Source organism: Sphingomonas sp. Leaf9, assembly GCF_001421355.1.
GTDB lineage: Bacteria > Pseudomonadota > Alphaproteobacteria > Sphingomonadales > Sphingomonadaceae > Sphingomonas.
Window position 1 is genome coordinate 395,944 of record NZ_LMKC01000003.1, and the last position, 13,416, is coordinate 409,359.

Genomic DNA, 13,416 nt, shown 5'->3' on the forward strand with positions numbered 1-13,416 from the left:
CCGGCCCGTGCCGGGATGACGATGCGCGTCAGGCTGCGACCTTGCGCCGTTCCGCCATCTCGTCGTTCAGCATTTCGGCCAGCAGGAATGCGAGTTCGAGACTCTGCCCGGCGTTGAGGCGCGGGTCGCAGTGCGTGTGGTAGCGATCGGCCAGCGCCTGTTCGGTGACCGCGATCGCGCCGCCGGTGCATTCGGTGACGTTCTGCCCGGTCATTTCGGCATGGATGCCGCCGGCATGGCTGCCCTCGGCCCGGTGTACCGCGAAGAAACCGCGGACTTCGGCGAGGATACGGTCGAACGGGCGGGTCTTGTAACCGGTCGTCGCCTTCACCGTGTTGCCGTGCATCGGATCACACGACCACACCACCGGATGCCCCTCGCGCTGGACGGCGCGGATCAGCTTGGGCAGCCCTGCCTCGATCTTGTCATGGCCGTAGCGGGTGATGAGCGTCATGCGTCCCGCCACGCGGTTCGGGTTCAGCGTGTCGAGCATCCGGAGCAGCGCATCCGGCTCCAGCGTCGGGCCGCACTTGATGCCGATCGGATTGCCGATCCCGCGCAGGAATTCGACATGCGCCGACCCGTCGAAGCGGGTGCGGTCACCGATCCACAGGAAGTGCGCCGACGTGTCGTACCAGTCGCCGGTCAGCGAATCCTGCCGGGTCAGCGCCTGTTCGTAGGGGAGCAGCAGCGCTTCGTGGCTGGTGTAAAAGCTGGTCGCCTTCAGCTGCGGCACGCTGTCGGCATCGATGCCGCAGGCGGCCATGAAGTCGAGCGCTTCGCCGATGCGGTCGGCCACGTCGGCATATTTCTTGGCCCAGGGGCTGCGGCCCATGAAGTCGTGGGTCCAGCGATGCACCTGATGCAGGTTCGCATAGCCACCGGTCGCGAAGGCGCGCAGCAGGTTGAGCGTCGCCGCCGCCTGAGAATACGCCCGGATCATCCGCTGCGGATCGGGCACGCGTCCTTCGGCGGTGAAGGCGATGTCGTTGATATTGTCGCCGCGGTAGCTCGGCAGCTCGACGCCATCGATGACTTCGATATCGGCCGAGCGCGGCTTGGCGAACTGGCCCGCCATGCGCCCGAGCTTCACCGTCGGCAGCTTCGATGCGAAGGTCAGCACGACTGCCATCTGCAGGATGACGCGGAAGGTATCGCGGATATAGTTCGGATGGAATTCGGCAAAGCTCTCGGCGCAGTCGCCGCCCTGCAGCAGGAACGCCTTCCCCTCCGCCACCTGCGCCAGTTCGGCGGTCAGGTTGCGTGCTTCGCCGGCAAAGACGAGCGGCGGATAGCTGGCGAGCTGTGCGGTGGTGGCGTCCAGCGCCTGCGCGTCGGGATAGGTCGGGAGCTGGCGCGCTTCGGCTTTTTTCCAGCTGTCGGGGGCCCAGAGTGCGGCCATGTCACATTCCATCCAAGTCGGTTCGGGCAATTCCCATGCGCGAAACGAACCGTTCGCGCAATGAAGGAAAGGTTCATCGCCCCGATCGACCGCTTCGATCAGCCATAGCGATGCTGGAAATCGTCATGGTCCATCACGAGGTAACGGATCGCATCGATCAGTGCCCAGGGGGCCGTGACGAAGAGGCCGATCACGGTGCAGCTGAGCAGCAGCATGACGATGCCCGACCCGGTGCGGCCGAGATAGAAGCGATGGACGCCGAGCGTGCCAAGGAAGAAGGCGAACAGCACAGCCGCGATCTTGTCCTTGCGCGCCCGGCGGCGGGCTGGATCGGCGGCGGGGCGTGGCGCAACGGTGCCGGGCACGTGATAGATCCGCAGCGCCCGGCCGTTCGACACCTCGAAATCGACCTGCGCGCCGACTGCCGGTCCCACGCGATCGGACCAGTCGTCGGGTTCGAACCAGTAACGCTGTCCATCGTCGCCGGCGATCCGCCCCTCGCGTCCGTTCCGATCAACGCCCAGCACCTGTCCCCGCATATCGACCCCCGATGATTCGCGGGCCGGGGTATGAAGGGGAAGCGGGTGATGGAGCAAGGGGTTAGGAACGGTTTCCCAACCCCTTGCCGGAAGGGCGGGTGCGCGCCCTTAGCCCAGAGTCGGGCGCCAGTCCCAGCCGAGCGGATCGCCGTCCATTACCTCCACCCCCGCTGCCGTCAGTTCGTCGCGGATCGCGTCGCTGGCGGCGAAGTCCTTGGCGGCGCGCGCTTCCTTGCGATCGGCCAGCCGGGCCTCGATCAAGGTCGCATCGATCGTGGCGTCCGCCGGACGGACGCGCAGGTCGGCGCGCTCGATCGTGGCGAGCCGGAGGCCCAGCACCGTGTCGAAATCGGCCAGCGTCGCCAGCCGGTCGGCGGGCGACAGCTTCTTGTCAGCCAGCAGCTCGTCCAGCACTGGTAGCGCGCGCGGCGTGTTCAGGTCGTCCGACACCGCCGCATCCAGCCGCTCGCGATAGGCCGCCGCCTTGCCCGCATCGCCGTCGACGGTCGCACGGGTCCGCAATGCCGCGACGGTCATCACCAGCCGCTTCAGCCGGGTCAGCGCCGCCAGCAGATTGTCGGCCGAAAACTCCAGTTCGGATCGATACTGCGCCGACAGGCACATCAGGCGATAGGCAAGGGGGTGTACGCCACCGTCGATCAGCGTCCGGAGCGTGGTGAATTCGCCCTTCGACTTCGACATCTTGCCCGACCGTTCGACGAGAAAGTTATTATGCATCCAGAAGGCGGCACCGCTGTCGGCGCAACCGCAAAATGCCTGGTTTTGGGCGATCTCGTTGGGGTGATGGATTTCGCGGTGGTCGATGCCGCCGGTATGAATGTCGAACGGCGCACCCAGATATTTGATGCTCATCACCGAGCATTCGAGGTGCCAGCCGGGCGCACCCCGCCCCCAGGGCGAGTCCCATTCCATCTGCCGGCTTTCGCCCGACGGCGTCCTGCGCCAGATCGCGAAGTCCTGCGGATGGCGCTTGCCCGCGACCGGATCGATCCGCCCTTCGCCGGCATCGTCCTGTCCGCCGGCCAGGGCGCCATAATCTGGCACGGTCGAGCTGTCGAAATACAGGCCGCTGTCGATCTCGTAGCAATGTTCGGGCGCGATCCTTTCGGCAAAGGCGATCATGTCGGCGAGGTGATCGGTCGCGACCGACCAACGGGTCGGATCGTCGATGTTCAGGTCGCGCAGATTGCCCTTGAACGCCGCCGTATAATGCGCGGCGATGTCCCAGATCGACTGCGCGCGTGCCTTTGCCGCCGCCTCCATCTTGTCGTCGCCGGCATCGGCGTCGGACGTCAGATGGCCGACATCGGTGATGTTGATGACATGGGTGAGCGGATAGCCCTTCCACCGCAACACCCGGCTCAGCGTGTCGGTGAAGACATAAGCGCGCAAATTGCCGATATGGGCATAGTTGTAGACCGTCGGCCCGCAGGAATAGACGCGGACGCCCTTGGCAGGATCGAGCGGTTCGAAACGCTGCGCCTGGCGGGTCAGCGAGTTGTGGAGCGTGAGCGGGGCACCGTGCATGGCGCGCGTGTAGCGCGATGCGCCGCGTCTGCAAATCCGGGGCGTCGGTCGATCCACGGACGATGCGGCCATGGCTTGTAAAAAAATTACAGCATTACTCTCCATGTATCGGTTTGGCCGTACGCAGCGACACCGTTTCGGGCCCTGGACGTGTTTACCCGGTAGTCCTTGTCATGTTCATACCATTGCATCGGTGGCGAACGGTTCGCCATCCGCGAAAGGGTGTGAAGCATGACCAACGAGCCGCCACGCAGCCGCGCCGTCTTCTCGACCGAGGATTTCGGTCTGCTGAAGGAAGCTGTCGGCGCCTATGTCCGGCAGATCGCGGAAGAGCCGCGGTCGTCGAAATTCTCCAACCTCTATCATCGGCTCGGCCGCCTCGGCTGACGCCTGCGCGGGGACGGTCCCGCGCATCCTTTCCATCCTCGCAGGCCCGGCGCCGGTGGCACATCGCCGCCGGTGGCCGCCCCCTGTTGCCCGCGCGGCACCGCTTCCGAAGGAACGACCATGACCTATCAAGAACAGGCGGCCCGCGCCGCATCCCTGATCCAGCGGCATCGCGGCACCTGGGACGGGATCGATGCGGAGGCGGTTGCGCGGATGCGGGTGCAGAACCGCTTCCTGACCGGCATCGATATCGCCCGCTATACCGCCGGGATCATGCGGCGCGACATGGCGGCCTATGACGCCGATCCGGCGGCCTACACCCAGTCGCTGGGCTGCTGGCACGGGTTCATCGGGCAGCAGAAGATCATTTCGATCAAGAAGCATTTCGGCACGACCAAGGGGCGGTATCTATACTTGTCCGGCTGGATGGTCGCGGCGCTGCGCAGCGAATTCGGCCCGCTGCCCGACCAGTCGATGCATGAAAAGACCAGTGTGCCCGCGCTGATTACCGAACTCTACACGTTCCTGAAGCAGGCCGATGCCCGCGAACTGGGCATGTTGTTCCGCGATCTGGACGAGGCGCGGGCAAGCGGGAATGCCGTTGAGGCGCAGCGGCTGAGCAACGCGATCGACGCGCACGAAACCCATGTCGTGCCGATCATTGCCGATATCGACGCCGGCTTCGGCAATGCCGAGGCAACCTATCTGCTGGCGAAGAAGATGATCGAGGCGGGCGCCTGCGCGCTGCAGATCGAGAACCAGGTCAGCGATGAAAAACAGTGCGGCCATCAGGACGGCAAGGTGACCGTGCCGCATGAGGACTTTCTCGCGAAGGTCCGCGCCTGTCGCTACGCTTTCCTCGAATTGGGCGTCGATGACGGGATCATCGTCACCCGCACCGATTCGCTGGGCGCGGGGCTGACCAAGCAGATCGCCTACTCGACGGCAAAGGGCGATCTGGGCGACCAGTATAACGCGTTCCTCGATTGCGAGCCGGTCGAGGACGTGACGACCCTGCGCGGTGACGTGGTGATCGAGCGCGACGGGCAACTGATGCGGCCGAAGCGGCTGGCGTCCAATCTGTTCCAGTTTCGTGAGGGGACCGGTGCGGATCGCTGCGTGCTGGACTGCATCACCTCGCTCCAGAACGGGGCCGACCTGCTGTGGATTGAGACGGAGAAGCCACATATCGAACAGATCGCGTCGATGGTCGATCGCATCCGCGCGGTCGTGCCCAACGCCAAGCTGGTTTACAATAATTCGCCCAGCTTCAACTGGACGCTGAATTTCCGGCAGCAGGTGTACGACCGCTGGGTCGGGGAGGGGCGCGACGTGTCGGGCTATGACCGGGCGAAATTGATGAGCGTCGATTATGACGCGTCGGAACTGGCCCTGGAGGCTGACGAGAAGATCCGCACCTTCCAGCAGGAGGCGAGCGCGCGGGCGGGCATTTTCCACCATCTCATCACGCTGCCGACCTACCACACCGCCGCGCTCAGCACCGACAATCTGGCGCGCGAATATTTCGGCGATGCGGCGATGCTCGGCTATGTGAAGGGCGTGCAGCGCCAGGAAATCCGCCAGGGGATCGCCTGCGTGAAGCACCAGAATATGAGCGGGTCGGACATCGGCGATGACCACAAGGAATATTTCGCGGGAGAAGCCGCGCTGAAGGCCGGCGGCGCGCATAACACGATGAACCAGTTCGCGGCCTGATCCGTCGGCGAACCAATGATTGCGGGGCCGCGGCGATGCCGTGGCCCCGTTTTTTCGTCCGATGCTGTCGGGAAACTTCCACCGTTGGAGGCGCGACCGGGAATCGAACCCGGGTGCAAGGATTTGCAGTCCTCTGCGTCACCACTCCGCCATCGCGCCTCGATACGGTGGGAGGCGGGCATTTGCGGGCCGCGCGCGTCGGTGTCAACCGTCGGCGCGTAAATTATACCTGCGGGCGTCCTTGGCGGCGGGCGTGCGTCGCGATAGACAGCGGCTGACGCGTGATGTGTGTTGCGCGGCTAAAGCAGTTGTGCGACAGGATTGCACCATGACCGATTCGATCCCGACCCATTCCGATTTCGATGCGATGCGCCACGCGATGGTCGTCAGCCAGTTGCGCACCAGCGCCGTCAGCGACCCGGCCGTCGTCGCCGCGATGGGTGACGTGCCGCGCGAAGCCTTCGTGCCCAAGGCGCAGGCAGCCGTTGCGTATCGCGACGCGCCGTTGCCGCTGCCCGGTGGCCGCGCGATCAATCCGCCGCTCATCACCGGTCGCTTGCTGACCGCCGCCGAATTGCAGCCTACCGACCGCGTGCTGCTGGTCGGCGCCGCGATGGGCTATGGTGCCGCGGTTCTCGCGCGCCTCGTCGGATCGGTCGTCGCGCTGGAAGAGGATGCCGCGCTGGCCGCTGCCGCCCGCGACGTGATCGCCGACGCCAAGGTCGATGTGGTCGAAGGGCCGCTCAACGCCGGCTGGGTGCAGGGGGCACCCTATGACGTGATTGTGATCGACGGCGCGGTCGAATCGGTGCCGCAGGCGATCGTCGATCAGCTGGCCCCCGGCGGGCGGCTGACGACCGGCATCGTCGATCGCGGCGTGACCCGGCTGGCGCTGGGACGGCGTACCGATGGCGGGTTCGGGCTGGTCGACTTTGCCGATCTCGGCTGTGTCGAGCTGCCCGGCTTCGCCAAACCCAAGACATTTCAGTTCGCAAGGTAAGAAGAAGATGCGGGGGGGGAAGTTCATCGGGGGTGTGGCGGCGCTGGCGCTGCTGGCAGGACCGGCCAGCGCCGAGACGCTGCGCGAGGCACTGGCGCGCGCTTATGCCACCAATCCACAGCTGACCGGCGCGCGCGCCAACCAGCGCGCCACTGACGAAGGCGTGCCGCTGGCGCGTTCGCAGGGGTTGCCGCAGGTGACGACGCAAAGCTCGGTCATCGAGAATGTCCTGACCCCATCGAGCCGCGGTTTTACCCAGGCGCCGCGCCAGGGCAGCGTGCAGGTCAGCGTGTCGCAGTCGCTGTTCGCGGGCGGCGCGGTGCGCAATGGCGTGCGCGCGGCCGACGCGCGGGTCGACGCGGGTCGCGCAAACCTGCGCAGCACCGAGGCGAATGTCTTCACGCTGGTCGTTGCCGCCTACAACGACGTCATCCGTGACGAAGCGATCGTGCGACTGAACCAGCAGAATGTCCGCGTGCTGGAGGTCAACCTCCAGGCATCGAAGGACCGGTTCCAGGTCGGCGACCTGACCCGCACCGACGTGGCGCAGTCGGAAGCGCGACTGGCATCGGCGCAGGCGCAGCTGCGCAACGCCGAAGCGTCGCTGATCCGCAGCCGCGAGAGTTATGTCGAGACGACTGGTGCGTCCGCCTCGACGCTGGATACCCCGCCGGTGCTGCCCAACCTGCCGATCGATCCGAATGCGGCGGTCGGTGTTGCGGTGGCCAACAATCCGTCGCTGATCGCCGCGCGTCGTTCCAGCGATGCCGCCGGGTTCGACGTGGGCGTGGCGCGTGCCAGCCGCCTGCCGACGATCAGCGCGGTCGGTGGTGGTGGCTACACCAGCTTCCTCGGTTCGGCCCAGTCGATCAACGGCACGGTGCTGCAGCAGGATGGCGGGCAGGCGCAGGTCGGCGTGCAGATGAGCCTGCCCCTGTGGCAGAGCGGCCGCCCCAGCGCGCAGATCCGCCGTGCGCAGGCGCTGGAGGGTGCTGCGATCGAACAGGTCACGCAGGTCGAACGATCGGTCGTGTCCGATGCGCGCTCGGCCTTTGCGGCGTGGCAGTCGGCGCTGCGCGTGATCCAGTCGTCGGAAGTACAGGTCGCGGCCAACCGGCTGTCGCTGGAGGGGGTGCGCGCCGAAAACAGCGTCGGCACGCGCACGATCCTCGACATCCTGAACGCCGAACAGGAACTGCTCAATTCGCAGGTGCAGCTGGTTTCGGCCCGGCGCGACGCATATGTCGCGGGCTTCGCGCTGCTGGCGGCGATGGGCAAGGCCGAGGCACGCGATCTGGGCCTCGACGGCGGGGCGCTGTACGATCCGACGGTCAATTACAGCCGCGTGCGCAACAATATCTGGGACTGGAGCGGCGATCCCGCCCCGGTGCCGGTCGCGCCCAGCACGGTGAACAGCCCGGCACAGACCCCGGTCGTCACCCGCGAACTCGATCCGTCGCTGCAACGCAGTCCCAATCCGTACACCCCGACGCAGGGCATCGACGCCCCCAATCGGCAGGGCGGCGCGCCGCGCACCACGCAGGGCGTTGACACGCCGCGCGCCAACCCCGACAGCTAAGCGTTCGAGAGGCGATAGAGATGAGGGTTGCGGTGGGCGATATCAGCAACGAAACGTCGATGGAGGACATCCTGTCCTCGATCAAGCGGATCATCGCCGAAGAGGGCGAGGGATCGGCCCAGGCGTTGCGCGGTCGCAAGTCGATCCGCACGGCGCAGGTCCGCGACCTCGACGATCGGGACGAGGTGCTGGAGCTGAACCAGAGCGTCGCCGCGCCGCCGCCCCCGCCGCGCGTCGAAGCGATGCGGGCCGAGCCGCCGCGTGGCGAACCGCCCCGTGCCGAGCGGGTGCGTGCACCCGAACCGCAGAGCGAACCCGAACCGGTCGCCGCCGCACCTGCGGCCAAGGCCGATCCGTCGATCGTGTCCGATCGCGCGGCCGAGGCCAGCCGGGGGGCGCTGGACCAATTGTCGCGGATGCTGGTGAAGCCGGAAACGCCGGGTTCCGATTCGCTCGAAGGGCTGGTGCGCGAAATGCTCCGCCCGATGCTGCGCGAATGGCTCGATGCGCAGCTGCCCGGCATCGTCGAATCGATGGTCGCGCGCGAGATCGCACGGATCAGCGGGCGCGAATAACGCCGCTCTCTTGCAACGCCGCCGCATCCGCGCCATGCGGCGGTGCATGAGCGAACTGCCCAAGACTTTCGACCCCGCCGCCATCGAAGCGCGCTGGTATGCCCATTGGGAACAGCACGGCCTGTTCCGGCCCGAGCGTCCCAACGCGACGCCGTGGACCATCGTGAACCCGCCGCCCAACGTGACGGGCAGCCTGCATATCGGTCACGCACTCGACAACACGTTGCAGGACATTCTGGTCCGTCATGCCCGGTTGCAGGGCAAGGATGCGCGCTGGGTCGTCGGCACCGACCATGCCGGCATCGCGACGCAGATGGTCGTCGAACGCCAGATGGCGCAGCAGCAGCAGAAGCGCACCGACTTCACCCGCGACGATTTCGTGGCGAAGGTGTGGGAGTGGAAGGCCGAGAGCGGCGGGCAGATTACCGGCCAGCTGCGGCGGCTGGGCTGTTCGATGGATTGGGCCAACGAACGCTTCACGATGGACGAGGGTTTTTCGAAGGCCGTGCTGAAGGTCTTCGTCGAACTGCACCGACAGGGCCTGCTCTATCGCGACAAGCGACTGGTGAATTGGGACCCGGGCCTCGGCACCGCGATCAGCGATCTTGAAGTCGAAACGCGCGAGGTGAAGGGCAGCTTCTGGCGGCTACGCTACCCGCTCGCCGACGGATCGGGTTCGATCGAGGTCGCGACGACGCGGCCGGAAACGATGCTGGCCGACATGGCGGTCGCGGTGCATCCCGACGATACGCGCTACTCCGCGCTGGTCGGTCGCCAGGTGCGCCTGCCGATCACGGGTCGGCTGATCCCCATCGTTGCCGACGAACATGCCGATCCTGCGCTGGGATCGGGCGCGGTCAAGATCACGCCGGGGCATGACTTCAACGACTTCGAGGTCGGCAAGCGCGCCGGATTCAAGGCCGCTGAGATGCTCAACATGCTCGATGCCAAGGCGCGCATTGTGCAGACCGCCGACGGCCTGATCCCCGACGCGTTCCTCGGCCTGTCCAGCGCCGACGCGCGCAAGGCCGTCGTCGCGCGGCTGAAGGACGAGGGCGTCCTGATCCCGCATGTCGACAAGGACGGTGAAGAACACGACGCCGAACCGCGCACCATCCAGACGCCGTTCGGCGACCGTTCGGGCGTGGTGATCGAACCGTGGTTGACCGACCAATGGTATGTCGACGCCGAGACGCTGGCCCAGCCGGCGATCGAGGCGGTGCGGTCGGGCGCGGTCAAGATCGTGCCGAAGTCGTGGGAAAAGACCTATTTTAACTGGATGGAGAACATCCAGCCATGGTGCGTGTCGCGCCAGCTGTGGTGGGGGCATCGCATTCCGGCATGGTTTGGCCCTAGCCGCGACGCTGTTGGCTTGAAGAGCGATCTAAATCACGAACTGCAAGGTGATGGGTCGATCAAAGCAAATTTTGGTGGTGAGCCTTTCGTTGCCACTACGGAAATAGAAGCTGTTAAATTAGCTTCCGAGTATTACGGCAGTGAATATAAAGTTGTGGTCGGTGGCTCCTTTCCGCGCGCGACGAATGATACTGTCTATCTTGTTCAGGACGAAGACGTCCTAGACACTTGGTTCTCCTCCGCCCTGTGGCCGTTCGCTACCTTGGGCTGGCCGGAGAATACCGACCCGACGCTCGGCGGGCGCTACAGCAACGACGTACTGATTTCGGGCTTCGACATCCTGTTCTTCTGGGACGCGCGGATGTTGATGCAGGGTATCCATTTCATGAAGGAGGTGCCGTTCAAGACGCTGTACCTCCACGGCCTCGTCCGCGCCGCCGATGGTGCGAAGATGTCGAAGTCGAAGGGCAATACCGTCGATCCGCTGGGGCTGATCGATCGCTATGGCGCCGATGCGCTGCGCTTCTTCATGGCGGCGATGGAAAGCCAAGGCCGCGACATCAAGATGGATGAAAAGCGGGTCGAGGGCTATCGCAACTTCGCGACGAAGCTGTGGAACGCAACGCGCTTCGCACAGGCCAACGGCATCGGCGCGTCGGCGACGATCGAGCCACCCAAGGCCGAACTGGCGGTCAATCGCTGGATCATCGCCGAGACGATCGAGACGGTGCAGGCATTGGACCTGGCGCTGGCCGACCTGCGCTTCGATGGCGCGGCCAACACGATCTACCAGTTCACCTGGAGCCGGTTCTGCGACTGGTATCTCGAACTCATCAAGCCGGTGTTGCAGGGTGGGGCCGAGGGCGGTGACGAAACCCGCGCAGTCGCGGGCTGGGTGCTGGATCAGATCCTGGTCATGCTCCACCCGTTCATGCCGTTCATCACCGAGGAGCTGTGGCACGCGCTTGGCGAACGGTCGAACGACCTGATTGTCGCGCGCTGGCCGATGGCGGACGCGCGCGCGATCGATCCGGCGGCGCGGGCGGAAATCGACTGGCTGATCCGACTGGTCAGCGAAATCCGTGCGGCGCGCACCGAACTGAACGTCCCGCCGGGCGCGCGCCTGCCGCTGCATGTCCGCGATGCGTCGGCCGAAACGGTCGAGCGGCTCGCGCGGCAGGAAGCGGTGCTGGCGCGTCTGGCACGCGTCGATCGCGTCGACGGCGATGCCCCGGCCGGCGGTGCGTTGCAGATCGTGGTGGACGAGGCGACCTTCGTCCTGCCGCTGGGCGAGGTCATCGACCTCGACTCCGAACGCACCCGCCTGATCAAGGCAATCGCGGCGGCGGAAAAGGAGCGCGATGCGCTGGCCGGGCGGCTGAGCAATGCGAGCTTTGTCGAGCGCGCCAAGCCGGAAGCTGTCGAAAAGGCGCGGGCGGACCACGCCGACAAGATGACCGAAGCGGCCCGGTTGCACGCAGCACTGGGACGGTTGGGCTAAGCGCTGCCGTGCCCGTCGTTTCGGTGAAAACCGGAATGACGGGTACCGGCGTAGTCTGTCTGGGCTAAATCACGTTATCCCGGCGCAGGCCGGGATGACGTGACGGCGCGGGCCGGTCGCTCAGTCTCGCGTCGTCGCGTTGGCGGCACTCAGCGCCGCCCGCACCGTTGCGGTAGCCACGTCGCCATCGATCCCGACCCCGAACACGCGCCGCCCATCGGGCAGGCTGCATTCGAGATACGCGGCGGCCTGCGCATCGGCGCCGTGGCCGATGGCGTGCTCGCTATAATCGACCACATCCATGTCGATGCCGCCCTCTTCACGCAGCGCGGCGAGCAGTCCCGACAACAACCCGTTGCCCTTGCCCGAGATCGAGCGTTCCTCGCCATCCAGCCGGACGCGGCCGACGAACGTGCGCGGTGGGCCGCCGCCGGGCGCGTGGGTTTCGGCATAATCGATCAGCGCATAGCGGTCCTTGCCCTGCGGCAGATACGCGTCATGGAATGCGGACCAGATGTCGGCGGCATTCAGTTCGCGACCGAGCCGGTCGGCCATCGCCTGCACATGGCGGCTGAAATCGGCCTGCAACCGCTTGGGCAGTTTCAGGCCCTTGTCCTGTTCCAGCACCCAGGCGACACCGCCCTTGCCCGACTGCGAATTGACGCGGATGACCGCTTCGTAGCTGCGACCGAGATCGGCGGGGTCGATCGGCAGATAGGGTACTTCCCACAGGCCGTCGTTGCGCACGGCCTGTGTCGCCATGCCCTTCTTGATCGCGTCCTGATGGCTGCCCGAAAAGGCGGTGAACACCAGATCGCCGGCATAGGGCGTGCGCGGATGGACCGGCAGCTGGGTGCAGTAGTTGACCGTGTTCACGACCTCATCGATGTCCGACAGGTCCAGCTGCGGATTAACGCCCTGCGTGTAGAGGTTCAGCGCGACGGTCACGAGGTCGCAATTGCCGGTGCGCTCGCCATTGCCGAGCAGGCAGCCCTCGACCCGGTCGGCCCCGGCCATCAGCCCCAGCTCCGCCGCCGCGACGCCGGTGCCGCGATCGTTATGGGTGTGGAGCGAGATGACGACGCTGTCGCGGTTCGGCACATTGCGGCAGAACCATTCGATCTGGTCGGCATAGACGTTGGGCGTTGCCGCCTCGACCGTCGCCGGCAGGTTGAGGATCAGCGGCTTGTCGGGCGTCGGCTGCAGGACGTCCATCACCGCCGCGCAGACCTCGACCGAAAAATCGAGTTCGGCGGTGGAGAAGGTCTCCGGGCTGTATTCGAACCGCCAATCGGTGTTCGGGCGCTTGGCGGCTTCGTCGCGCAGCACCTTGGCGCCGTTGACCGCGATCTCGCGCACTTCCGACCGTTCCATGCCGAATACGATCCGCCGCCATGCCGGGCTGACCGCGTTGTAGAGGTGGACGATCGCCTGTTTCGCGCCATCGAGGCTTTCGAAGCTGCGTTCGATCAGGTCGCGGCGCGACTGGGTGAGCACCTGCACCCACACATCGTCGGGAATGCGGTTCTGCTGGACCAGTCCGGAGATGAAGTCGAATTCGGTCGCACCCGCCGAGGGGAAACCGACCTCGATCTCCTTCAACCCGACGTTCAGCAACAGGTCGAAGAACCGGTTCTTCTTTTCCGCGCCCATCGGATCGATCAGCGCCTGGTTGCCGTCGCGCAGGTCGGTCGACAGCCAGCGGGGCGCGGTCGTGATCGAGCGCGACGGCCATTGGCGGTCGGGCAGGTCGACGGTCGGGAAGGGGCGGTACTTGGTCGAAGGATCGCGCAACATGTCGTCTCTAGCCTGT

Annotated in this window: 10 protein-coding genes and 1 tRNA gene; 6 read left to right on the forward strand and 5 right to left on the reverse strand. The window is 65.8% G+C overall.

Features of this window, described 5'->3' with window-relative positions; genetic code table 11:
* Positions 1–28: 28 nt before the first annotated feature.
* The 3 genes from ASE58_RS09715 to cysS all read right to left on the reverse strand — a co-directional run bounded on the left by ASE58_RS09715 (position 29) and on the right by cysS (position 3,489).
* Positions 29–1,402, reverse strand: coding sequence for a class II 3-deoxy-7-phosphoheptulonate synthase (locus ASE58_RS09715; RefSeq protein WP_055821074.1), 1,374 nt, complete (start codon positions 1,400–1,402; stop codon positions 29–31).
* 98 nt (positions 1,403–1,500) lie between these two features.
* Positions 1,501–1,941, reverse strand: a complete 441-nt coding sequence (locus ASE58_RS09720) for a TM2 domain-containing protein (RefSeq protein ID WP_055820442.1) — start codon at positions 1,939–1,941, stop codon at positions 1,501–1,503.
* 108 nt (positions 1,942–2,049) lie between these two features.
* Positions 2,050–3,489 (reverse strand): cysteine--tRNA ligase, encoded by a 1,440-nt coding sequence (gene cysS / locus ASE58_RS09725; protein WP_055820443.1) that lies wholly within the window; start codon positions 3,487–3,489, stop codon positions 2,050–2,052.
* 231 nt (positions 3,490–3,720) lie between these two features.
* Here cysS and ASE58_RS18200 point away from each other — a divergent pair, with 231 nt between their 5' ends.
* Positions 3,721–3,876, forward strand: coding sequence for a hypothetical protein (locus tag ASE58_RS18200; protein ID WP_200909333.1), 156 nt, complete (start codon positions 3,721–3,723; stop codon positions 3,874–3,876).
* Between the two features lie 120 nt (positions 3,877–3,996).
* Positions 3,997–5,592: an isocitrate lyase gene (locus tag ASE58_RS09730; RefSeq protein WP_055820446.1), complete on the forward strand. Its 1,596-nt coding sequence runs from the start codon at positions 3,997–3,999 to the stop codon at positions 5,590–5,592.
* Positions 5,593–5,677: 85 nt separating this feature from the next.
* Here ASE58_RS09730 and ASE58_RS09735 read toward each other — a convergent pair.
* Positions 5,678–5,751 (reverse strand) — tRNA-Cys (locus tag ASE58_RS09735).
* 169 nt (positions 5,752–5,920) lie between these two features.
* Between ASE58_RS09735 and ASE58_RS09740 the strand changes: the two genes are divergently transcribed.
* The 4 genes from ASE58_RS09740 to ASE58_RS09755 are packed head-to-tail and all read left to right on the forward strand — an operon-like array spanning position 5,921 to position 11,603.
* Positions 5,921–6,592 carry a protein-L-isoaspartate O-methyltransferase family protein gene (locus ASE58_RS09740; RefSeq protein WP_055820449.1) on the forward strand — a complete coding sequence of 224 codons (672 nt, stop codon included), beginning with the start codon at positions 5,921–5,923 and terminating at the stop codon, positions 6,590–6,592.
* A 7-nt stretch (positions 6,593–6,599) separates the two neighbouring features.
* Positions 6,600–8,171, forward strand: coding sequence for a TolC family outer membrane protein (locus ASE58_RS09745; protein ID WP_055820452.1), 1,572 nt, complete (start codon positions 6,600–6,602; stop codon positions 8,169–8,171).
* Positions 8,172–8,191: 20 nt separating this feature from the next.
* Entirely contained in the window at positions 8,192–8,746 is a 555-nt protein-coding gene (locus ASE58_RS09750) for a DUF2497 domain-containing protein (protein WP_235513555.1), read from the forward strand.
* A 46-nt stretch (positions 8,747–8,792) separates the two neighbouring features.
* Complete coding sequence (locus tag ASE58_RS09755; protein ID WP_055820455.1) at positions 8,793–11,603, forward strand: valine--tRNA ligase; 2,811 nt, start codon at positions 8,793–8,795, stop codon at positions 11,601–11,603.
* A gap of 120 nt (positions 11,604–11,723) precedes the next feature.
* Here ASE58_RS09755 and leuA read toward each other — a convergent pair whose 3' ends face one another.
* A complete protein-coding gene (gene leuA, locus ASE58_RS09760; protein WP_055820458.1) occupies positions 11,724–13,400 on the reverse strand; it encodes a 2-isopropylmalate synthase in 1,677 nt (558 codons plus the stop codon).
* Positions 13,401–13,416: the final 16 nt, after the last annotated feature.

Bases quoted from the DNA above. Each gene is read 5' to 3' on its own strand.
- ASE58_RS09715 (WP_055821074.1), bottom strand. From the start codon at position 1,402: ATGGCCGCACTCTGGGCCCCCGACAGCTGGAAAAAAGCCGAAGCGCGC.
- ASE58_RS09720 (WP_055820442.1), bottom strand. From the start codon at position 1,941: ATGCGGGGACAGGTGCTGGGCGTTGATCGGAACGGACGCGAGGGGCGG.
- cysS (WP_055820443.1), bottom strand. From the start codon at position 3,489: ATGCACGGTGCCCCGCTCACGCTCCACAACTCGCTGACCCGCCAGGCG.
- ASE58_RS18200 (WP_200909333.1), top strand. From the start codon at position 3,721: ATGACCAACGAGCCGCCACGCAGCCGCGCCGTCTTCTCGACCGAGGAT.
- ASE58_RS09730 (WP_055820446.1), top strand. From the start codon at position 3,997: ATGACCTATCAAGAACAGGCGGCCCGCGCCGCATCCCTGATCCAGCGG.
- ASE58_RS09740 (WP_055820449.1), top strand. From the start codon at position 5,921: ATGACCGATTCGATCCCGACCCATTCCGATTTCGATGCGATGCGCCAC.
- ASE58_RS09745 (WP_055820452.1), top strand. From the start codon at position 6,600: ATGCGGGGGGGGAAGTTCATCGGGGGTGTGGCGGCGCTGGCGCTGCTG.
- ASE58_RS09750 (WP_235513555.1), top strand. From the start codon at position 8,192: ATGAGGGTTGCGGTGGGCGATATCAGCAACGAAACGTCGATGGAGGAC.
- ASE58_RS09755 (WP_055820455.1), top strand. From the start codon at position 8,793: ATGAGCGAACTGCCCAAGACTTTCGACCCCGCCGCCATCGAAGCGCGC.
- leuA (WP_055820458.1), bottom strand. From the start codon at position 13,400: ATGTTGCGCGATCCTTCGACCAAGTACCGCCCCTTCCCGACCGTCGAC.